This window comes from uncultured Arthrobacter sp. (assembly GCF_964021775.1).
Lineage (GTDB): Bacteria > Actinomycetota > Actinomycetes > Actinomycetales > Micrococcaceae > Arthrobacter.
Window position 1 is genome coordinate 256,434 of record NZ_CAXHZI010000001.1, and the last position, 21,892, is coordinate 278,325.

18 protein-coding genes are annotated in these 21,892 nt (G+C 69.0%); 12 read left to right on the forward strand and 6 right to left on the reverse strand.

The genetic code is table 11. From position 1 onward, the window contains the following. The first annotated feature begins 216 nt into the window (after positions 1-216). Positions 217-468 carry a DUF2630 family protein gene (locus ABIN76_RS01210; RefSeq protein WP_346957892.1) on the forward strand — a complete coding sequence of 84 codons (252 nt, stop codon included), beginning with the start codon at positions 217-219 and terminating at the stop codon, positions 466-468. 30 nt (positions 469-498) lie between these two features. Here ABIN76_RS01210 and ABIN76_RS01215 read toward each other — a convergent pair whose 3' ends face one another. Then, complete coding sequence (locus ABIN76_RS01215; RefSeq protein WP_346957893.1) at positions 499-1,200, reverse strand: FCD domain-containing protein; 702 nt, start codon at positions 1,198-1,200, stop codon at positions 499-501. Between the two features lie 131 nt (positions 1,201-1,331). On the opposite strand from ABIN76_RS01215, the gene ABIN76_RS01220 reads away from it, so the two are divergent. From ABIN76_RS01220 to ABIN76_RS01240, 5 genes are all read left to right on the forward strand, one after another. After that, positions 1,332-2,735, forward strand: a complete 1,404-nt coding sequence (locus tag ABIN76_RS01220) for an SLC13 family permease (RefSeq protein ID WP_346957894.1) — start codon at positions 1,332-1,334, stop codon at positions 2,733-2,735. Positions 2,736-2,800: 65 nt separating this feature from the next. Continuing rightward, the gene (locus ABIN76_RS01225; protein WP_346957895.1) at positions 2,801-4,042 is read left to right on the forward strand and encodes a CoA transferase; all 1,242 of its coding nucleotides are present in this window, start codon (positions 2,801-2,803) and stop codon (positions 4,040-4,042) included. A gap of 1 nt (position 4,043) precedes the next feature. Continuing rightward, positions 4,044-5,561 (forward strand): carboxyl transferase domain-containing protein, encoded by a 1,518-nt coding sequence (locus tag ABIN76_RS01230; protein WP_346957896.1) that lies wholly within the window; start codon positions 4,044-4,046, stop codon positions 5,559-5,561. Between the two features lie 79 nt (positions 5,562-5,640). Further along, positions 5,641-6,612, forward strand: coding sequence for a CapA family protein (locus ABIN76_RS01235; RefSeq protein WP_346957897.1), 972 nt, complete (start codon positions 5,641-5,643; stop codon positions 6,610-6,612). Positions 6,613-6,731: 119 nt separating this feature from the next. Then, positions 6,732-8,183, forward strand: coding sequence for a S8 family serine peptidase (locus ABIN76_RS01240; protein ID WP_346957898.1), 1,452 nt, complete (start codon positions 6,732-6,734; stop codon positions 8,181-8,183). A 113-nt stretch (positions 8,184-8,296) separates the two neighbouring features. Here the strand turns inward: ABIN76_RS01240 and ABIN76_RS01245 are convergent, their stop codons facing one another. Continuing rightward, positions 8,297-9,790 carry a cytosine permease gene (locus tag ABIN76_RS01245; RefSeq protein ID WP_346957899.1) on the reverse strand — a complete coding sequence of 498 codons (1,494 nt, stop codon included), beginning with the start codon at positions 9,788-9,790 and terminating at the stop codon, positions 8,297-8,299. 369 nt (positions 9,791-10,159) lie between these two features. Between ABIN76_RS01245 and ABIN76_RS01250 the strand changes: the two genes are divergently transcribed. The 4 genes from ABIN76_RS01250 (at position 10,160) to ABIN76_RS01265 (ending at position 14,548) form a co-directional block, all read left to right on the forward strand. After that, positions 10,160-11,548, forward strand: a complete 1,389-nt coding sequence (locus ABIN76_RS01250; RefSeq protein WP_346957900.1) for an ammonium transporter — start codon at positions 10,160-10,162, stop codon at positions 11,546-11,548. 49 nt (positions 11,549-11,597) lie between these two features. Further along, positions 11,598-13,472, forward strand: a complete 1,875-nt coding sequence (locus ABIN76_RS01255) for a Na+/H+ antiporter (protein WP_346957901.1) — start codon at positions 11,598-11,600, stop codon at positions 13,470-13,472. A 52-nt stretch (positions 13,473-13,524) separates the two neighbouring features. Continuing rightward, positions 13,525-13,842: a DUF6221 family protein gene (locus ABIN76_RS01260; protein WP_346957902.1), complete on the forward strand. Its 318-nt coding sequence runs from the start codon at positions 13,525-13,527 to the stop codon at positions 13,840-13,842. A gap of 64 nt (positions 13,843-13,906) precedes the next feature. Then, positions 13,907-14,548: an NAD(P)-binding domain-containing protein gene (locus ABIN76_RS01265; protein ID WP_346957903.1), complete on the forward strand. Its 642-nt coding sequence runs from the start codon at positions 13,907-13,909 to the stop codon at positions 14,546-14,548. Between the two features lie 125 nt (positions 14,549-14,673). On the opposite strand, the gene ABIN76_RS01270 is transcribed toward ABIN76_RS01265, so the two are convergent. Further along, entirely contained in the window at positions 14,674-15,279 is a 606-nt protein-coding gene (locus ABIN76_RS01270; RefSeq protein WP_346957904.1) for a DUF1992 domain-containing protein, read from the reverse strand. A 201-nt stretch (positions 15,280-15,480) separates the two neighbouring features. On the opposite strand from ABIN76_RS01270, the gene ABIN76_RS01275 reads away from it, so the two are divergent. Together ABIN76_RS01275 and ABIN76_RS01280 are read left to right on the forward strand one after the other, a co-directional pair. Beyond that, a complete protein-coding gene (locus tag ABIN76_RS01275; RefSeq protein WP_346957905.1) occupies positions 15,481-15,714 on the forward strand; it encodes a hypothetical protein in 234 nt (77 codons plus the stop codon). A gap of 220 nt (positions 15,715-15,934) precedes the next feature. Continuing rightward, complete coding sequence (locus tag ABIN76_RS01280) at positions 15,935-17,992, forward strand: glycosyltransferase family 2 protein (protein ID WP_346957906.1); 2,058 nt, start codon at positions 15,935-15,937, stop codon at positions 17,990-17,992. A 97-nt stretch (positions 17,993-18,089) separates the two neighbouring features. On the opposite strand, the gene ABIN76_RS01285 is transcribed toward ABIN76_RS01280, so the two are convergent. The 3 genes from ABIN76_RS01285 to ABIN76_RS01295 all read right to left on the reverse strand — a co-directional run bounded on the left by ABIN76_RS01285 (position 18,090) and on the right by ABIN76_RS01295 (position 21,796). Next, the gene (locus ABIN76_RS01285; protein WP_346957907.1) at positions 18,090-19,037 is read right to left on the reverse strand and encodes an MBL fold metallo-hydrolase; all 948 of its coding nucleotides are present in this window, start codon (positions 19,035-19,037) and stop codon (positions 18,090-18,092) included. Between the two features lie 2 nt (positions 19,038-19,039). Then, positions 19,040-20,728, reverse strand: coding sequence for a long-chain-fatty-acid--CoA ligase (locus ABIN76_RS01290; protein ID WP_346957908.1), 1,689 nt, complete (start codon positions 20,726-20,728; stop codon positions 19,040-19,042). 288 nt (positions 20,729-21,016) lie between these two features. Further along, positions 21,017-21,796 (reverse strand): SDR family NAD(P)-dependent oxidoreductase, encoded by a 780-nt coding sequence (locus tag ABIN76_RS01295; RefSeq protein WP_346957909.1) that lies wholly within the window; start codon positions 21,794-21,796, stop codon positions 21,017-21,019. Positions 21,797-21,892: the final 96 nt, after the last annotated feature.

Here is a 21,892-nt window from a genome sequence, read left to right on the forward strand (position 1 = left end):
GCCAGCGCGAGGGTCCGGCGGCCGTGCGGCCGCTCATGTCCCACGCGGAGAGATTGGTGCCTTACAAGCTCAACTCTAGGAAGCCGGAAAATAATAAGCAAGCTGACTATGTCGTGGGATGCATGCGTCCGCGCACCGCCGCCCTCTGGTCACGGCGACCGCCCGTGATTACGCTGGCGGGTACGCACAGCTCAGGACCGCAGGAAGTAGGACACCATGGACGAACGTGACATCCTCCAGCGCATCACCTCCCTGGTGGACGAGGAGCGCGAGCTCCGGGAGCGGGCCGAATCCGCGACCCCCGACCATGACCACGTCCCGGACCGGCTGCGGCTCCGGCAGCTTGAGGAGGACCTGGACCAGTGCTGGGACCTGCTGCGGCAGCGCCGGGCCAAGCGGCAGTACGGCGAGAACCCGGACGACGCGGAGGCGCGTCCCGTGACGCAGGTCGAGGGCTACAACGGCTAAGCCCGTAGCCGCCCGGACCTAGGCGGCAAACTATTTGAGCAGGTCGACGTCGGACACCATGTCGATGTGGGCCATCATGGCCGCGGCAGCGCCGGCGGCATCCTGCGCCCGGATCGCGTCGGCAATTTTCCGGTGCGAGGCGATGGACTGCTCGGGGCGCCCCGGCTGCCCCAGGGATTCGAGCCGCGTTTCAAGGATCATTTCCGCGATGAAGGCCATCAACTGGCCCAGCACTGCGGAGTGCGCGGCGGCCGTGACGGCCTGATGGAACAGCTCATCGCCGCGCGCCCCCTTTGAGCCGGCGGCCACCTCCTCGGCCATCGCGTCGATCGCCGCGTCAATCGCCTGCATGTCCTGGTCCGTCCGCCGCGCGGCCGCGAGTTCAGCGAGCTTGACCTCCAGGGTGCTGCGGGCCTCGACGATATCCGGAAGCCTGCTGCGGTGCTCACGCAGACCTTTGATCACCGCGGGCACATTAGGGCGGTAGACCAGCACGGCACCGGTGCCGTGCTGGACGTCAATCACGCCAAGCACCTCCAGCGCCACGAGCGCCTGCGCCAGCGTTGCCCGGGAGACGCCAAGCCGTTCCGCCAGATCCCGCTCGGCCGGCAGGAGGTCGCCGGGGCCAAGCTGGGCCGATTCAATAAAGTCCAGGAGCTGGGCCACGAGCTGTTCGTAGAGACGCGGCCTGGACACACGGGAAATCTCCGGGACCTCAGACTTCTTTGCCATCTTCAACATCCTCCCGTCATAGCGACATGACCATTCTATCCCGGAGGCGTATTGACAAACTCACCTACTGTCTAAGAGGCTAGGCCAGTAGTCCTGTAATCCACATCACACTAGTCCCCGGAGGAACAAAGATGTCCGCTCCCGTGCTTTCCATCATCATTCTGGCGGTGATGTTCCTGCTGGCCACGGTGCTGCCCCTCAACATGGGTGCGCTGGCCTTCGTCGGCGCCTTCCTGCTTGGCTCGGTTTTCCTCGGCATGTCCACCAGCGAGATCCTGTCCAATTTCCCCGGCGGGCTGTTCCTGACGATCGTGGGGGTGACCTACCTCTTCGCCATCGCGCAGAACAACGGCACCATTGATCTTCTGGTCAGGGGCGCCGTGCGGATGGTGGGCAGCAAGGTCGCCCTCATTCCGTGGGTCATGTTCGCCATCACCGCGCTGATCACCGCCGTGGGCGCACTCTCCCCGGCCGCCGTCGCCATCATCGCGCCGATCGCGCTGAGCTTCGCCGCAAAGCACAAGATCAACCCGCTGATGATGGGCATGATGGTGATCCACGGCGCCCAGGCAGGCGGCTTCTCCCCGATCGCCGTCTACGGCGTCACGGTCAACGGCATCATCGCCAAGACGGACCTCGCGGCGAGCCCGATGGCCATCTTCCTGGCCAGCTTCTTCTTCAACCTCGTCATCGCGCTCGTGCTGTTCATTGTCCTTGGCGGCAACAAGCTGCTCTCCTCCAAGACCGGCCAGCTCATCGAGCAGGCGGCCGAGACCCGCATGAAGGTCAGCGTCGGCGCCCGCGCGGCCGGCGTCACCCTGCAGGGCTCCGGTTCTGACATCTCCCCCGCCAGCGTCTCCGCCAAGGGCAGCAGCGCGGATTCGTCCGCCGACAGTACCGCCGCCACCTCCGCCGGCGCCTCCGCCGGCGCCCGGGCGACCCTCCCGCAGCTCGTCACCGTCGCCGGCCTGATCGCCCTGGCCGTCATCTCGCTCGGCTTCGGGATCGACATCGGATTCGTCTCCATCACCATCGCCATCATCCTGGCCCTGGTCTCCCCCGAGGCCCAGAAGGGTGCCGTCAACAAGATCAGCTGGTCCACCGTGCTGCTCATCTGCGGCATGCTGACCTTCGTCGGCGTCCTTGAAGAGGCCGGCACCATCAAGTTCGTCTCCAACGGCGTCGCCCAGCTCGGCATGCCCCTGCTGGCCGCACTGCTGATCTGCTACGTCGGCGGCATCGTCTCCGCCTTCGCTTCCTCCACTGCCATCCTTGCCGCCCTCATCCCGCTGGCGGTGCCGTTCCTGGCCAGCGGTGAAATCGGCGCCATCGGTGTCATCGCCGCACTCGCCGTTTCCTCCACCATCGTGGACGTCTCGCCGTTCTCCACCAACGGCGCCCTGGTGCTGGCCAACGCACCGGAGGACGTGGACAAGGACAAGTTCTACAAGCAGATCCTCGCCTACAGCGGCATCGTCGTCGTCGCCGGGCCCGCCATCGCGTGGCTGGTGATGGTCGTCCCGGGCTGGATGTAGCCGTCCCCCGACCGGCCGCCGGCGCCGACACTGCCCAGCTGGAACTGCAAAACAAAGGACCGATTATGAGCATGGAATCCGACCACCCCGCCGAGGGACCGCTGTCCGGCTACCTCGTGGTGGACCTCAGCCGAGCCCTCGCCGGGCCGCACGCCGGCATGATGCTGGCCGACCTGGGGGCCCGCGTGATCAAGGTAGAGAACCCCGGGACCGGGGATGACACCCGCGGCTGGGGACCGCCCTTCGTGGGCCCCGAGGACGACCTGCAGGCCACGTACTTCCTGTCCTGCAACCGCAACAAGGAGTCCATCGCACTGGACCTGAAGAGCGACGACGGGCGGCAGGTCCTGCGCGAACTGATCGGCAGGGCCGACGTCGTGGTGGAAAACTTCCGCCCCGGCGTGCTGGACCGCCTCGGGTTCTCGACGGCGGACATGCATGCGGTAAACCCGCAGCTCGTGATCCTGTCCATCACCGGGTTCGGACACGACGGTCCGGAAGCATCGCGCAGCGGCTACGACCAGATCCTGCAGGGGGAAGCCGGGCTGATGTCACTCACCGGCTCCGGCCCGGACGACCCGCAGCGGGTGGGGGTGCCGATCGCTGACCTGCTCTCCGGGATGTACGGCGCGTTCGGCACTCTCGCCGCGCTGCTGCAGCGCGAACGGACCGGCAAGGGCCAGATCGTCCGGACTTCCCTGCTCTCGGCCCTGATCGGGGTGCACGCTTTCCAGGGCACCCGGCAGACCGTGGCAGGCGAGGTGCCGCGCGCCCAGGGCAACCACCATCCCTCGATCGCCCCGTACGGGCTGTTCCACTGCCGGCAGGGCAGGGTCCAGATCAGCGTCGGCAGCGAGAAGCTGTGGAATACCTTCGCCACCACGTTCGGCATCGACACGGCCCGGCCCGAGTTCGCCACCAACGCGGACCGGGTACGGAACCGCGAAAAAGTCATCGAGGCGGTGGAGGACGCCTTCGCCGGGTACGAAGCCGAACCGCTGCTGGCCAAGCTCAACGAGGCGGGCATCCCGGCCGGCAAGGTCCGGACCCTGGACGAGGTCTACCAGTGGGAGCAGGTCCACTCCCAGGGCCTAGTGGTCGACGTCGAGCACAAGGTGCTGGGAAAGATCAGCCTGCCTGGTCCCCCGCTGCGGTTCTTCGACCAGGGCGACGCGCAGGAGACCACCCTGACCTCGCACACCGCACCGCCGCTGCTGGACCAGGACGGGGAACAGATCCGCCGCTGGCTGGACAGCGCCACCGGCGTTCCGTCGTCGGCCGGCGCTGCGGCCCAGGGCGGCCGCTGACATGCTGGCGGAGCAAAAGGTCCGGCACCTCGATGCCACCGAGCTCGTAGCCACGGTGCTGGACGCGGGCTCCTACCGGAGCTGGGACCGGCCGGTGACGGACCCGGACCCCAGCCCGGCGTACCAGGCCGAGCTGGCGGCGGCGCGCGGGAAATCCGGCGTGGACGAGTCCGTCCTGACCGGCGAGGGGCTGATCCGCGGGCGCCGGGTGGCGGTGATTGTCAGCGAATTCCGGTTCCTGGCGGGCTCCATCGGGGCCGCCGCCGCCGAACGGATCGTCAGCGCCGTCGAACGGGCCACCGCGGAAGGCCTGCCCCTGCTGGCGGGGCCGGCGTCGGGCGGTACCCGGATGCAGGAGGGGACGCTGGCGTTCCTATCGATGGTCAAGATCACCGCCGCGGTCCGGGCGCACCGGCAGGCCGGACTTCCTTACCTCGTGTATCTGCGCCATCCCACCACAGGCGGGGTGATGGCGTCCTGGGGCTCCCTGGGCCACATCACCGTCGCCGAACCGGCCGCGCTCCTGGGATTCCTGGGCCCGCGGGTCTACGAGGCGCTGCACGGTACACCCTTCCCGGAGAACGTCCAGGTCGCGGAGAACCTCTTCGACAAGGGGCTCGTGGACGCGGTGGTCCCGCCCGGGCAGCTGCCCGATATCGTCAGCCGGGCATTGGATATCCTCAGCGCCGGCGCACCGGCACCGGTGGGTCCCCCGCCGTCCCTGGCCGTGGCACCGTCGGACGCCAGTGCGTGGGCCTCGATCGAGATCTCGCGGAATCCCCGGCGGCCGGACCTCCGCCAGCTCCTGGTCCACGGCGCCCGGGACGTGCTGCCCCTCAACGGCACCGGCCAGGGCGAAAAGGATCCCGGGCTGCTGCTGGCACTGGCCCGTTTCGGCGGGAAATCCTGCGTCGTGCTCGGCCACACCCGGCCGCGGCCGTCGCAGCAGACCGCCATGGGGCCAGCCTCGCTCCGCGAGGCGCGGCGCGGCATGCGGCTGGCCGAAGAGCTGGGCCTGCCGCTGCTGACAGTGATCGACACCGGTGGCGCCGCGTTGTCCAAGGAGGCCGAAGAAGGCGGCCTGGCCGGTGAAATCGCCCGGTCCCTGCACGACTTGATCGGATTGCAGTCGCCGTCCGTCTCGGTGCTGCTGGGCCAGGGCGCCGGCGGCGGGGCGCTGGCGCTGCTGCCGGCCGACCGGACCGTGGCCGCCCAGCACGCCTGGCTGTCGCCGTTGCCGCCCGAGGGCGCCAGCGCTATCGTGCACCGGACCACCGACTTCGCTCCGGCCATGTCGGACGCCCAGGGCGTCAACGTGGCGGCGCTGCACGCCAACGGGCTGATCGACCACATCGTTGACGAACGCGACGATGCGGCCCTGGAGGCCCGGGCATTTTGCCAGCGGATGGGACAGGCCATCGAATACGAGCTGTCGCTGGTTTCGGCCGCCGGGATCGGCGATCTGTTGCCCCGCCGGCTGGAGAAGTTCCGGAACCTGGGCGGCCGGCTCCGGGGTTAGGGCAGCACGGCAGAGGACGACGGCGGAGCGGACCGCCGTCGTCCTTCCGTTGCCCGGCCGGGCGGTCCATGCTGGTGCCATGCAGATCGCATTCCTGGGCGATGTCATGCTCGGCCGGCTGGTGAACGAGCAGCTGAAGACCGCCGGGCCGGCGTATCCGTGGGGCGACACCCTGCCGGTCCTGCAGCGGGCGGACCTGCGGATCGCCAACCTGGAATGCGTCATTGCCGACGGCGGAGCGCCCGAACCCGGGAAGGTCTTCACGTTCCGGACCGACCTGGCCAACGTGCGCAGCCTGGTCGAAGCGCAGCTCGGGCTGGTGTCCCTGGCCAACAACCACGTGCTCGATTACGGGCCGGACGCGCTCCGGGAGATGCTCGGCGCGCTGGACCGGCACGGGATCCTGCACGCGGGCGCGGGTACGGACCGGCTTGCGGCGCTGCGGCCCGCAGTCCGGCGGGTGGGCGGCACCGCCGTCGGCTTTGTGGCATTCACGGACAACCAGCCGGACTGGGAGGCGGCGCCCGGTTCCCCCGGCGTCTACTACGTCCCCGCGGCGGAGCACGGCGAGCGCGTCGAGGAGCTGCTGGAGCTGCTGCGGCGGACCAAGTCCCGCGTTCAGCTGCTCATCGTGTCGGCGCACTGGGGCGGCAACTGGGGCTCCGACGCCCCGCCGGAACACCGGGCCATGGCGCAGCGCCTGATCGATGCGGGCGCCGACGTCATATTCGGGCATTCGCCGCACATCTTCCGCGGCGTGGAGGTGTACCGGAACCGTCCGGTGATTTACGGCGCCGGGGATTTCATCGACGACTACGCCGTGGACCCCCAGGAGCGCAACGACCATTCCTTTATCTTTCTGCTGGAGACCGACGGCGGGGCACCGCGGCGGCTGCGCCTGTTTCCCACCGTCATCGCCGATTTCCAGGCCCGGATGGCGGGCCGGGACGCCCGGGACATCGCGGCCCGGATGTCCCGGCTGTGCACGGACCTGGGCACCGGCAGCACCTGGAACGCCGGCGTAAAGGGCCTGGAAATCCCGCTGGACTAGCCGCCGCTGGGGCCCGCTGCCGGCGCCGGGGTCCGATTGCCCCTGATCTTTCCGCGCCACAGGGCCTACCATATGGACGGGGGGCACTCGAAAAGCACCATGCTTACTGGGAGGCCACGATGTTTACCACTGTCCGCAAACTCTTTCCGCCCGTGCAGAAAACATTCGTGGATCCCGGCCGGCCCCGGCCCGGCGCCGCCGCTCCCCCGCCGCTCCGCAGGCGGAGACGGAGCTGGGTGGGCGGACTGGCCGCGCTCGCGCTGGCTACCGGCGGGGGCATCGCCGCCGCCGCGCCCTCGGCCGCCGCCGAACCGGTTCAAAGCTACATCGTCGTGCTCAAGGACGGTGCCGGGGATGCCGGCGCGCTGGCCGCCGCGCAGCAGGGCAAGTTCGGATTCAAGGCCGCCAACGTCTACCGGAGCGCCGTGCTCGGCTACTCCGGCGCCATGACGGCAACCCAGGCCCGGAAGCTCGCGGCCGATCCGAGCGTCGATTTCGTGACGCTCGGCCGGCACTTCGACGAGCCGGAGGAGCCCGAGACGCCCAATACCGAGGTGGCTCCCTTGTGGTGGCAGCGGATCGGCGGCGATCCGGAGGAAGCCAGGGACGCCGTCCGCGCCGGCGCCGGCAATGACCACGGCTCCGGCGTCAACGTCGCGGTCATCGACAGCGGCATCGACGGCAGCCATCCGGACCTCAACGTCGTCGGCGGGATCGACTGCACGTCCGGGAAACCCGTTGAAGTGACACCTGTTGACGTGATGGGCCACGGCACGTCGGTTGCCGGCGTCATTGGAGCCCGCAATAACGGCTCCGGCATCATCGGCACGGCGCCCGGCACCCCGCTCTGGTCCGTCCGCGTCGTGTCCAACACCGGCTCCATCACCGAAGAGAGCCTGATCTGCGCCATCGACTGGGTCACCTCGACCCATAAGGACGACAACGAGGACAACGATATCGACGTCGCCAACATCAGCATCGGCGGCTCGGGGTCCGACACGGCCAACTGCGGCAAGGGCACGGACCCGATGCACTACGCGATCTGCCGCTCGGTCAGGGCCGGCGTCACCTACGCGGTGGCGGCCGGAAACTCCGCCGCGGACCTCGCCGGCACCGTGCCGGCGGCGTACCACGAGGTGCTGACGGCGACCGCCATGGCGGACTTCGACGGAAAACCGAAGGGCCTGGCTCCCAGCCTTTGCGGCAAGGACGACTGGCGGCGACTTGGCCAGCTGGACGACCGGCCGGCGTTCTTCTCGAACTTCGCGGTCAACGCCAAGGACAAGCGGCACACGATCGCGGCACCAGGGGTGTGCATCCTGTCCACCGTGCCCGGCGGATACGGCATCAACAACGGCACCAGCTTCGCCAGTCCCGCGGTGGCAGGTGCGGTGGCACTGTGCATCAACAACGGTGCCTGCCAGGGGTCGGGCGCGGAAGTCAGAGAGCAGTTCCTGGATATCGCCGCGGCGTACAACAACCGGCATGAGGATTTCGGATTCGTTGGAGATCCGCTCCGGCCGTCCGGTCCGAAGTATTACGGCTACCTGACCCAGATCAACCGGCTCTGACCCGGTCTACCGGTATGACGGAGGTCCCGGCCGCGGGTGCGGCCGGGACCTCCCTTTTGCGGCGGGTCCACGCTGCGGCCGGTGTGCCCGGCCGGTGCTCGGCGGGCGCCGGGTCAGGCCGTGGGGGTGCCGGTGAGCCGGCCGGCCTCCGGTGTCCGCTCCGGCTCCGCGGTGAGCGGGCCGCCGTCGTGCGGGTAGATCATTGCTGCCGGGGCGTTGGAGTTGCGCTTGGCGAGGGGGTAGAACACCAGGGCGGTGACCACCAGCCCCACCAGCCAGGAGATGTCCGATCCGCCCAGCACCTCGGTCATCGGGCCGGTGTACAGCGTCTGTGCCAGGAACGGGATCTGGGCGACGATGCCAACGGCGTAGGACAGCAGCGCCGTCTTGTTCCACCGCCCGTAGCGGCCGTTCGGGTCGTACAGGGCCGGGATGTCCACCTTCTCCTTGGAGATCAGGTAGTAGTCCACCAGGTTGATGGAACTCCAAGGGATGAAGACCATCAGCAGCAGCAGCACGAAGTTCTTGAAGTTGGCGAGGAAGTCCGGGGAGGCCAGCATGGCGATCAGCACGGTGAGTCCGATGAAGCCGATCACATAGACGAACCGGGTGCGCGACGCGGCGGCGGACCTGCGGGTGAAGGCCGAGACGGACGTCAGCATGGTCATGTAACCGCCATAGGCGTTCAGCGTGTTGACCGTCAGCTTCCCGGTCACGATCACCAGGTAGATGACGACGGCGACCAGTCCGCCGCCGCTGAGGTTGCCCAGGAAGGCTACCTGTCCGTCGAGGAACCGCTGGCCCTTGGGCAGAGCCAGCGACGCGAACAGGGCACCGAGCGTCATGGACCACTGCGAGCCGAGCACGGTCCCGAGGAACGCGGCCAGGAAGGTCTTACGTGCCGGGGTCTTTGAGGGCAGGTAGCGCGAGTAGTCCGCGACGTAGGGGCCGTAGGTCAACTGCCAGCCGGCGCCCAGCGAAATGGCGAGCAGGAAGGTGGGGAACTCGAACGTGCCCGAGGCCAGCAGCGCACCCACGTCCTGGCTCGCGAACAGCCGGATCCCCAGGTAGGTGAAGCCCAGGACGCCGACGACGGTGGAGATGCGGCCCAGCAGGTGGATGTACTTGTAGCCGAGGGTCGCCACGAGGACCGTGAGGGCGCCGAAGATCACCATGCCCACGGCCGGGGTGCCGGTGCGGGTGATCTGGTCGATGGCCTGGCCGGCGAGGACGGTCCCGGTCGCCGCGAAGCCGAGGTACATGATGATGACCAGCACCAGCGGAATCACCGCCCCGAAGACGCCGAACTGGGCGCGGCTGGAGATCATCTGGGGCAGGCCGAGCTTGGGCCCTTGTGCCGCGTGCAATGCCATCACCGTGCCGCCAAGGAGGTTGCCGACCAGGAGCCCCAGGATTGCCCAGAGCGCGTCGGCGCCGAAGAGCACGGCCAGGGCGCCGTCGACGATTGCGGTGATCTGCATGTTCGCCCCGAACCACAGCGTGAACTGCTGCCCGGGAGAGCCGTGCCGTTCATTTTCCGGAACGAAGTCGATGGAGCGGCGCTCGACGCGCTCCCCGGCGGTATCCGTTCGTGTCGAAGCTTGCATGCTGGTCCTCACTAAAGATCAGGTTGGGATTGTCCGTCCATCTGAGCACGTCCCGTGACCTGCATCACTGGGGCAGGCGACGGTTCTGTCCGGGATTCCGGACAGTCGTGGATTGAGGGCCCCGGACGTTCCCGCCCGGTTCTTCAGCAGCCGGGCCCACTCCCGGCCCCGACTGGATCGTGCCGGATAGCCGTCGTTTACATGCCGGAAACACAGCTGACACGCGAGCTTCACGAAACCGCAATTCCTGTAACGTCCCCGCAACGTAGTTCCCGACTGCCTGAAACACAGCGACGCGAGGATTAAACCCGGTTGGGGACCGGCGGCGAGGTGTCCCGGTACGGCGAATTGTTGAGAAGGGACACGCAGGTGGAACTCACCGCGGCAAACGTCTGGATCATGGTCTCAGCGGCCCTCGTGCTGCTGATGACCCCGGCCCTCGGCCTCTTTTACGGCGGCATGACCAGGGCCAAGGCCTCGCTGAACATGATCATGATGAGCTTTGTCTCGGCCGGCATCGTCGGTGTGGTCTGGGTGCTCTGGGGCTACTCAATGACCACCGGCTCGGGTGTCCTGGGCATTTTCGGCAACCCCTTTGCCGACGTCGGCCTGGCCCGGCTGATGGGCTCCCCCGATCTGATCAAGGCCGGCTTCAGCGCCACCTTCGCGATCATCACCGTCGCGCTGATCAGCGGCGCCATCGCGGACCGCGCCAAATTCGCCGCCTGGTCGCTCTTCGTCCCGGTCTGGATCACCTTGGTTTACTGCCCGCTGGCCTTCATGGTCTGGGGCGGCGGCCTGATGAGCGCCGGCGGTGCCGTGAGTTCCGTCTTCGGCCAGGTGATCGACTTCGCCGGCGGCACCGTCGTCGAAATCAGCTCCGGCACCGCCGCCCTGGTCCTGGTCCTGATCCTGGGCAACCGCCACGGCTTCGGCAAGGATCCGGCACACCGCCCGCACAACATCCCCTTCGTCATGCTCGGCGCGGGCATCCTCTGGTTCGGCTGGTTCGGCTTCAACGCCGGCGCCGCGACGACGGTGGAGCAGGCCGGCCTGATCTGGATCAACACGCTCGCAGCCCCCGCGGCCGCCATGCTGAGCTGGCTCGCGGTCGAAAAGCTCCGCCACGGCCACCCCACCTCGCTCGGCGCAGCGTCCGGCGTGGTGGCCGGCCTGGTTGCGATCACGCCGTCCTGCGCCAACGTCAGCCCGCTCGGCGCCCTCGGCCTCGGCCTGGTGGCCGGCGCCGCCTGCTGCATCTTTGTGGACCTGAAATACAAGTTCGGCTTCGATGACTCGCTCGACGTCGTCGGCGTCCACCTGGGCGGCGGCCTGATCGGCACGCTGGCGCTCGGTTTCATTGCCCTGCCGGCCGACGGACAGGGCGGCGGCCTCTTCTACGGTGGCGGTCTGCACCAGCTGATCGCCCAGACGGTTGCCGTGCTGATCACGGTCACGCTGTCCGGCCTGGCCACGGCGGTGATCGGACTCGCAATCCACAAGACCATGGGCTTCCGCGTCAGCCACGAGGCCGAGGTGGCGGGCGTGGACCGCTCGGAGCACGCCGAGACCGCCTACGAATTCGACGGCCTGGCGCACAGCCGCTTCAACCCGTTCGGCCACCACGTCCAGGCCCACCATCATGCCCACGACGCCGCCGGGCACGCTGCCGCTGCCGCGCCTGCCGCCGTTACTGCGCAGGCGGCTGCTGCGCCGCACGGACAGCCGGAGCGCGCCAAGGCAGACAGCTTCGTGTAACGCCCCGGCCGGCACGAAGCCCGGCCGCACCGCCTGACAGAATGGCCTCATGGAACTCGCCCTCGGACTGCTGGTTCTCGTGGCCGTCGTCTGCGCCGGCAGCGCACTGGGCCGGAAGCTCAACGTTTCCGTTCCCCTGCTGCTGGTGCTGGCCGGCGTCGCGGGGTCCTTCCTCCCCTTTGTCCCGGATATTGAGCTCAATCCGGAGCTGGTCCTCGTCGGGCTGCTGCCCCCGCTGCTCTACGCTGCGGCACTGCGGACCTCGCTGTTCGACTTCGGCTCCAACCGCCGCGCCATCGGGCTGCTCTCGGTGGGCTACGTCATCTTCGGCACCATCGCCGTCGGCTTTGTCGTCTGGTGGCTGTTCCCGGAAATCCCGCTGGCCGCCGCGATAGCCCTCGGCGCCGTCGTCGCCCCGCCCGACGCCGTCGCCGCGACCGCGATCGCCCGGAAGGTGGGCATGCCCCGCCGGATCGTCACCATCCTCGAGGGCGAATCCTTAGTCAACGACGCCACCGCGCTGGTCTGCCTCCGCGCCGCCATCGCGGCGATCGCCGGGTCCGTGTCCGCAGCCGGAATCGCCGGCGGATTCCTGCTCGCGGCCGGCGGCGGACTGGTGGTGGGCCTGGCCGCCGCCTATGTGCTGACCGAGCTCCGGAAGCGGATCCGCAACGTCGCGATCAACACCTCGACCTCGCTGATGGCCCCCTTCGTCGCGTACCTCCCGGCCGAGGCGATCCACGCCTCCGGCGTCCTCGCCGTCGTCGTCACCGGGCTCGTCATGGGGATGAAGGCGCCGTCGATGCCCAACGGCGCGGCCCGGCTGAGCCAGCGCAGCAACTGGAACACGGTGCAGTTCCTGCTGGAGAACTCCGTGTTCCTGCTGATCGGGTTGCAGGTCCGAACCATCATCGAGGGTATCCAGGACGACTCGCTGGGCGCCGGCCGGATCTGGGCCGGCTGCGCAGTGATTTTGCTGGCGGTGCTGCTGCTCCGGCCGGTCTGGGTGTTCCCGGCAACCTACCTGCCCCGGCTGATCCCGTCCATCCGGCGGGCGGACCCGGCGCCGCCGTGGCAATTCGCCGCGATCGTGTCATGGGCCGGGATGCGCGGGGTGGTGACGCTGGCCGCGGTGCTGGTGCTGCCCGCGGACCTGGAGCACCGCTCCGTGCTGATCCTGGCGGCCATGGTGGTGGTGGGCGGGACCCTGGCGCTGCAGGGCTTCACCCTGCCGGCGCTGGTCCGGTTCCTCGGCGTGCAGGGCCCGGACCAGCGTGAGGATGCCCTGAACCAGGCTTCCCTGATGCAGCTGGCCACCGCGGCCGGGGTGGAGCGGCTGCAGGAACTGCGCACCGACAACGACCCGCCGGAAGTCGTGGCCATGCTGAAGCGGCGGACCCAGGAGCGCGGGCTGGCGGCCTGGGAGCGGCTGGGCCGGCCGACGTCGGAGGCGGCGACCCCCAGCCAGCGCTACGCCCAGCTGCGGCTGGCCATGCTGGACGCGGAACGGGCCAAGGTTCTGGAACTGCGGCGCGGCGGCGAGTACGCCCATGAGGTCCTCAGCGAGGTTCTGGAGCGGCTGGACGTCGAGGAGTCCATGCTGGACGTCTCGCTCGACGAGCTGGACACGGCCGGCGAGGGCGGCGGCGAAGGGATCGCGAGGCCCGGCGGGGTATGCGGGCACCTCGAGTCCGCGCCGGATCCGGAGGTTCCGCCGGACCCCTTCTGCGCGGACTGCCGCCGGGAAGGCACGACGCCGGTGCACCTCAGGATGTGCCTGGCGTGCGGGAACGTGGGCTGCTGCGATTCCTCCCCCGGGACGCACGCCAGCCGGCACTTCGAGGCGACCGGCCATCCCGTGATGCGGAGCGTCGAACCGGGCGAGGACTGGCGCTGGTGCTACGAGGACGACCTGCTGGGGTGACGCCAAGCCGCTGGGTGATGCCAAGCCGGTCCGCCGCGCGTACCCTCGGTTTGTGGACATAGTTGAGTTCCTGTCCGAGCGCATTTCCGAGGACGAAACCGCGGCCCGGACACTGCTCAGCGACCGGACCGTCTCCAAATCCGGCGAATGGTACGAACAACGGCTGCTGCTCGAATGCGAGGCAAAACGGAGGCTGATTGGCGTCGTCGAGGCGGCACGGCAGTCGGCACTGGCCGCGATGGTCAGCGACTCGCTCCAGGAGGCGCACTGGGCGCCGCGGTCGCTGGACTGGATGGAACGCTCCCTGCAGGCCCTGGCGCTGCCCTATTACGACCACCCCGACTTCGAGCAGGGCTGGCTGCGGCCCTGAGCTGCGGTCCGACACCGCCGTCGAACGTTGAAATAACTGGGGCAGCAATGCCGTTGGTCCGGATATGACAACAATCGGAATCATCGGTGCAGGACACATTGGCAGCCAGGTCGCCCGGAAGGCAGTGCAGCTCGGCTACGACGTCGTGATCAGCAACTCCCGCGGGCCCGAAACACTCGCGAACCTCGTCGCTGAACTCGGGCCGCATGCCCGCGCGGCGACCGCGGCAGACGCAGCCGCGGCGGCCGACTTCGCCGTCGTCACCGTCCCGCTGAAGAACATCAAGGACATCCCGGCGGAGCCGTTGGCGGGCAAGATCGTGGTCGACACCAACAACTACTACTGGGAGCGCGACGGCCGGTTCCCGGCGCTGGACAACGGTGAGGCCACCACCTCGGGGCTGCTACAGGAGCACCTGCCCGACTCGAAGGTGGCCAAGGGCTTCAACCACATCATGTACACAGACATCACCACCGACGGAACGCCCGCCGGCACGGAAAACCGCCGCGCCCTGGCCACGGCGAGCGACTTCCCGGAGGCGGCCGAGCTTGTCACCCGGCTCTACGACGAATTCGGCTTCGACACCGTCAACGTCGGCCCGCTCTCGGAAAGCTGGCGGGTGGAACGGGACCGCCCGGCCTATGTTGCCCGCCAAAACGCGGCCGAACTGCGGGAGAATCTCGCGAAGGCTCCCCGCACCATCTAAGGGCCGGGCTGAGGCGCCCTACCGTCGCGCCGAGGTGACAGCTCGCGGCAGTATCCGCGCCGCACACTGCCGCGAAGTGCCACCTCGCGCACATCTTCCAGCCGCGGGCCTGTGCCGGCGTCAGTTCACCGGAGCCGGCGCCTCCAGAACCTGCGCCACCAGGGCCGCGCGGGTTCCGGCGCGGGCGGTACCGCAGCGGCGGCGGCTGCCCTGGCGCGCCGGTCGCGCCAGGCGGCCACCTCGGCGTCGACGTCGCGGGTCTTGGTGATGACCGGCGGTCCGCCCTGGAGCTGGCGGCGGGCGTCGACCACCCGGGCGTTGAAGTCCATCAGGATGTCCCGGACCTGCTTCTCGGTGAACTGGGCGTCGAGGCGAGCCTCAAGTCCGGCGTCCTCGGTGCGGAGCAGGATCGCCGTCGGGCCCAGGCCGGTGATGTTTTCCCGCTGGAGCAGGCCCTTCACCCACCAGTCCGGGTCGTACACCTCGCCGAGCCCGGGGATGGGCTTACCGGCGTACTTCAGGTTGTCGAACTTCCCCTGCGCCATGGCATCACGGATCAGGTACTCGGCCTTCGCGGCGTCGTCTACTTTCGCGCGCTTCTGCCGGAGTTCCTCCTCGGCGGCGCTGAGCTCGTCGTTCTCCTGGACCGTGCTGCCGCTGGCCCGGATGGAGCGCAACTCGGCGGCCCGTTCCACCCGGCGCCGGAACGCCGAGCGTCCCACGTCGCCCATAAGCCACCATCCTTCCCGCTGCCCGGAGTCGCGGATCTGCCTTCAAGTATGCGCACATCCGGGCGGCGGCAAAAGGCGCGGCCCGGGCGAGACGGGAACCTAACACCGCCGTAACGCGGTGTTAACCCGCCCGTGCAAGGCTGGAGCCGTCGGATAAACACAGCATCCTTCCTGCCCAGCAGATCCCAAGGAGTCGCCGCCGTGAACAGCCATGAGCCCCATCCGTCCGAAAGCCCCCTGCCCGCCACCGGCGCGGCACCGCCCCCAGACCTGAGCAGCACCCACGTCACGCATGTCCGGGAGGACGTGGCCATGGCCGGTTGCTGCGCCAACGTCCACCTCCCGACCGGCCGCACCTGCACCCTGCCCGTGCGCCACCAGGGTGCCTGCGATTTTGTCAGGCCCGAGGAGGCCGAAACCATCGCGGTCCATTAGGGCAGCGGGCCCTCAGCGTCGCGCGAGATGGCAGGTGGCGGCAGTGTTGTGCGCAAACATTGCCGCGACGTGCCATCTCGCGCGGATTCTCCGGAGCCCGCCGCGGCCGGACCCACAGCGCGGGCGCAGTATTCTGCAAGGATTCCGGCGCCCCCGGCTGGGTGCCCGCGCCCGTGGTTATGATCGGATTTGAGCTACCGATCCAGCTGAGGGAGATCAGGTGCCCCGTGAGGCCCTAGGGTTGCGCGACGAGAGCGCGCCGTTTGAAGCACCGCCCGGCGGCGGGACCACCGCCCCGCCAAACGCCGCGCAGCCAAACGCCGCGCCGGTACGCCCCGCGCCGCGGGACGCCACGTCGCTGACCCGCGCGGGCATTGCCGGCTGGGCTGCCCGGCTGGGACCGCCCGGCCCGGAAGCGCCCAGGTCCCGGCGGCTGGCCCGAGTGGGCGGCGTCGCGGCCATCGCCGCCCTGGTCCTGTACCTGACCTGGCGCGTCCTGTTCACCTTGCCCTCCGGCGAGTGGAACCTGACCATCGCCTGGATTCTGCTGACGTTCGAGGCGCTGCCGCTGGCCGGGCTCGTCCTCAAGGCGTGGTCCGTCTGGAACATTGACAGCCACCCCCCGGCGCCCGTGACCGAGGCCCCGAACGGCATGCGCGTGGCCGTCCTGATTCCCACCTACAACGAGCCGATCGAGGTCCTCACTCCCACGGTGGCGGCGGCGTGTGAGCTGGCTCCGGCACATGAAACGTGGGTTCTCGACGACGGCGACCGGCCCTGGGTGGAGGAACTGTGCGCCGCATACGGCGCCCGGTACGTCCGCCGCGACGTCCACGACCACGCCAAGGCCGGCAACATGAACCACGCCCTGGGCCTGATGGCCGCGGAAAAGTCCGCGGGCGGCGCAGGCATCGACATCATTGCCGTGCTGGACTGCGACCACGTTCCGCTTCCCACCTTCCTCACCGCCACCCTTGGCTGGTTCGAGGACCCGGAGATCGCCCTGATCCAGGGCCCGCAGTCCTTCTACAACGGCGGCGCGTTCGACGACGACGGGATCACCGGCGAGCAGGGCACCTTCTTCAACGTCCTCATGCCGTCCCGCAACGTCCCCGGCGCCGGACCGTTCTGGTGCGGGTCGACGTCGTTGTTGCGGGTGAGCGCGCTGGAAGAGGTGGGCGGCGTGGCGACCGAGACCATTACCGAGGACATGCACACCACGTTGAAACTCATCCGGCGTGGCTGGCGGACGGTCTACCACCACCAGACCCTCGCCGTCGGGCTGGCGCCGGCAACACCGGACCAGTACCTGCTGCAGCGCCGGCGCTGGGGCATGGGGGCGATGCAGATCCTGGTCCACGAGAAACTGTGGGCCGCGAAGGGCTGGATGTCGTGGCGGAACTACCACGAGTATCTAAACGGCACGCTGTGGTGGCTGGAGGGCATCGCCACCCTGGTGGCCTTCCTGATTCCGGTGCTGATCATGCTCTCCGGAGCCCAGACCTCCACCGCCGGCCCGGTCCTGTTCCTAGGCGTCTTCCTGGTCATGTTCACCGTGCGGCTGTGGGGTTCCAAGCAGCTGATGCGTAACGAAATCCACTGGCCGACCGCCTTTGCCCTGCGGATCTTCCGCGTCCCGGTGGGGCTGGCCTGCCTCTGGTGGCTGTTGTCCCGGAACGTCCTGGAGTTCCAGGTCACGCCCAAGGGCGCCACCGACCTGCGCCTCCGCGGCAGGACGCCACGCATCCTGATCGTGATGGTGGTCCTCATCACCGCGGTCCTGCTTTACGCCGCGGCGGGGCTGGCCGGGCTGGTGCCGTGGCGCACCAGCCCGGGCTCAACGGTGGCCTCGGGAGCCTGGCTGGTGCTTGCCGGTGCGGTGCTGATCCTGGGCACGCGCCGGATCCGGGCGGTCGAATTCGCTACTTCGCGCCGTAACGCCTACCGGGTGGAAGTGACGGCCCCGGTGGAGGCCGGGGGCGTCCGCGGCGAGCTGCTGGACATCTCTGTCGGTGGCGCCGCCGTCCGGTTCCCGCACGGCACGCTTCCGGCCTCCGGGACGGTAGCGCTCCGGTTGCCGGCGGCCGCACCGGTCCCGCTGCGGATCATCCGGACCACCGAGCAGGCAGACGGCTCCCAGATCGCGTCGCTGCGGGCGGCCGACGGCGACTGGGCCGCCTACCGGGCGCTGTCGCTGTGGATCTTCCACACTCCCGCCGGGGCGCTGCCTGAGTTCCCGCCCGGGGTTCCCGCGGCCGCGTCGTTGCGGGGCCGCTGACCGCAGGCGTCCGTGCCCTCAGCCTTCGCGCGAGATGGCAGGTCGCGGCAGTGTTGTGCGCAAACATTGCCGCGAACTGTCATCTCGCGCGGGCACTTCACGCGTCGTCGAGGCAGAGTATGAAGCCGGGGAAGACGTGGCGGCCCGGGCGTCCGCCCACGACGTCGATGGCCCGGCGCAGTTCCCGCAGCTGCTCCACCGTCAGCTGCAGCGGCGGTTCGTCCGGCTGGTAGGTGGTGTAGATCGGGTAGTCGACGCTGCGCTCCCGTGACATCTCGATGTGGCAGCCCAGGACGTGGCTGACGGGATGCGCGGCACAGAATGCGAGGAGCCGGTCCACGGTGTCCACAAACGCCGGCCAGTCGTGGATGTAGAGACGGCCGGGGTAGACGGTGTCCCCGGTGAGCAGGACGCCGGTATAGAGGTCGTAGAACGTGACGGCCGCGCTGTGGTGGCCCGGGCTGGGCCAGCACAGCAGGACCCGGCCGCCCAAGTCCACCCGCGCAAGCTGGCCGTCGGCGTCATCGGCACCGCTGCCGGCGACGGCGTCGGCGTCGGCGACACCGGCGCGTGCGTGAGCGCCGCCGTCGTCCTCAAATCCGAAAAATTCCCGCGCGGACCGCTGCCCCGCGTCCACCACGAGGGTGTCCGGCCGGCCCGCAAACTGGACGTCCCCGGCCACGTGGTCGCCGTGCGGATGCGTGTGCAGGACCAGCAGCCCGTAGCCCTCGCGCGGGTGCGCCGCCAACCACTCGTCCACCAGGGCGTCGACCACTCGGCGCAGCGGGAAGAACTCCGTGGAGGCCGTGGCGCCGGTGTCGATCAGCACGGCCCGGGTATTGCCGAAGAGCAGGAACATGAACGGTGCCTCGTAATTGACGGCCATGTTCTGGCGCAGCACGAAGGTGTGCTCGTCGTAGGCGTGGACCTGGATCTCCGGGTCCGTGTTGTGCTTGGCCGACTCCGAGCCGTGGATCCAGGACACGTTGAGGTCACCGGGCCGCGGCGCCCCGGCGGCGAAGTCGATCGCTGTAGGGTTGCCCATCACTACAGCCCCGGCAGGACCTGTTCGCGGACCTGCTTGCGCAGGATCTTGCCGAGCATGGAGCGCGGCAGGTCCGGGACCGGGACGATCCGACGGGGGACCTTGTAGCCGGCGAGGTGCTCGCGGCAGTAGGCGCGCAGGGCGTCCTCGTCCAGGGCGGTGCCGGGTTCAAGTTCGACGGCGGCCACCACCAGTTCGCCGCCGCGCTCCAGCGGTTTGCCGACGACGGCGGCGTCCCGGACGTCCGGGTGCAGTCGCAGCACGGCCTCCACCTCGGTGGGCGAAACGTTGAAACCGCCGGTGATGATGAGTTCCTTGGCCCGGTCCACCACCGTGGTGAAGCCGTCCGGGTCCACGGTCACCACGTCGCCCGTGCGCAGCCAGCCGTCGGCGGTCAGGGTTTTCGCGGTTTCCTCCGGGTTGTTCCAGTAGCCCTGGAAGACCTGCGGGCCCTTGATCAACAGCTCGCCCGGCTGGCCCTGCGGGACCTCTACGGTCGGGTCGTCGAGGTCGACCACCTTCATCAGGGTCGACGGGAACGGCACGCCGATGGTGCCGGTGCGGCGGGTGGGGTGGAACGGGTTGCCGAGCGCCACCGGGGAGGATTCGGTCATGCCGTAGCCCTCCACCAGCAGGCCGCCGGAGACAGATTCCCAGAGCTCCACCACGTGGTCCGGCAGGTTCATGGCGCCGGAGATGCAGTACTTGCAGGACCGCAGCGAGACGCCCTTCTCCTTCGCGGCCATCGCGGTGCGCTCGTAGATCGGCGGGACCGCGCAGTACACGGTGGCGGGCGACTTCTTCATCGCGTCCAGCACCAGGTCCGGGTCGAACTTCGGGAACAGGACCAGCAGGCCCTGCTTGCGGATGCCATAGGTCAGGTACAGGGTCATGCCGAAGGCGTGGAACATCGGCAGAATCGCGTAGAAGATTTCCTTGCGGTACTCCGCGCCGGCCATCCAGGCCTCGCCCTGCAGCGCGTTGGAGTACAGGTTGAAATGCGTGAGCATCGCCCCCTTGGGCCGGCCGGTGGTCCCGGAGGTGTACTGGATCGCGGCGAGGTCCTGCACCGCCGGGCGCGGGTGGGCGGGGTCGATCCGGCCGTGGCCCAGGAGGTGCTTCCACGGCATGGTGCCCGGTGCGGGGGCGGTCAGCGAGGCCCGCGTTTCGCGCAGCTTCCCGAACGGCAGGGACAGGGCGAGCCGCTTGATGGCGGGGAACGCGTCAAGCAGGTTCACGGAGACCACGTGGTCGATTTCGATGTCCGCGGGGAACTCGCGGATGGCGGCCGCAGCCTTGTCCCAGGCGATCACCACGCGGGCCTGGTGGTCCTCGAACTGGTGGCGGAGTTCGCGGGAGGTGTACAGCGGGTTGTGTTCGACGACGACGGCGCCCAGACGCAGCACCGCGTAGTAGGCAACGACGTGCTGCGGGCAGTTCGGCAGGATCAGGGCCACCCGGTCCCCGGCGCGGACACCGAGCCGGCGCAGGCCCTCGGCGGCCCGGTCCACCTGCTCGCCGAGCTCCGTGTAGCTGGTCCGGCGGCCGAAGAATTCCAGGGCGGGGGCGCTGCCGGCCTCGGCCACGGACCGCTCCAACATCGCGACGAGCGACTCCGTGGGCAGTTCGATCTCGGCCGGGACCCCCGGCTGGTAGTTCTTCACCCAGGGCTGCTGGTCAGTGTGCTCCATGCCCACATCATTTCGCGAACTTCGGGCGGGAGCGAATCACGACGCTCCCTCAGCTCCGGCAGCCAAACAACAAACGCTCCCTCAGCTGAGGCGCCGGATCAACAAACGCTCCCTCAGCTGAGGCGCCGCATCGACAAACGCTCCCTCAGCTGACGTGAGGGAGCGTCCGACAGTTTTCCGCAGGACCTGAGGGAGCGTCCCCCCAGATTTCCGCAGGACCTGAGGAGCGTCCCCCAGATTTCCGCAGGACCTGAGGGAGCGCCCCCCCCAAGTTCGGCGGGGCGACACCTACAGCGCGGACCAACCGCCGTCGGACGCGAGGATGGCGCCGTTGACGTTGGTGCCGTCGTCGCTGAGCAGGAAGGTGATCGAGGCTGCCAGCTGCGCCGCGGTGGCGGGCGTGGGGATGTTGGCGCCCATCAGCGGGCCAAGGCGCTCGGCGGCGAGCTGGGAGCCCCAGTCGGCCACGATGTTAGTGAGCGTGGCGCCGGGGGCCACCGCGTTGAAGCGAAGGCCCTTCGGCCCGTACATGACCGTGGAGTTTTTGGTCAGCCCGACGACGGCGTGCTTGGACGCGGTGTATGCAGCGCCGGCTGCGGATCCACGCAGCCCGGCCTCGGAGGCGACGTTGACCACGGACCCGGTGCCCGCCTGGAGCATCAGCGGGACCACGGCCCGGGTCAGGCGCATCAGTGCGGTGACGTTGATCCGGAAGACCCGCTCCCAGACGGCGTCGTCCACCTCGTGGATCGGGGCGAAGTTGTCCATGATGCCGGCGACGTTTGCGAGGGCGTCCACGCGGCCGCCCGCTGCGGAGACGACTGCGGCGACGGTTTCCTCGGTGGAGATGTCGCCCGCCACCGGCACAATGTCCAGGCCGGCGTTCTCGGCCACCAGGTCATCCAACCGCTGCTTGCTGATGTCCGCCGCGATGACCCTGCCGCCCTCTTTCGCGACGCGCAGCGCAGTGGCCAGGCCGATGCCGGAGCCGGCGCCGGTGACGATGACGGTCTTACCGGCGAAACGCCCCGGAGTGATGGTTTCCTGCCATGAAGCTTCGTTGCCCATGATGTCCTTCCAGACGTAAAACGATCCTGACAGCGCCAGCCTAACCGGGGCAGCGCCCTCCGGACAGGGCGGCGGGGGACGGTTCCGACGTCGCAG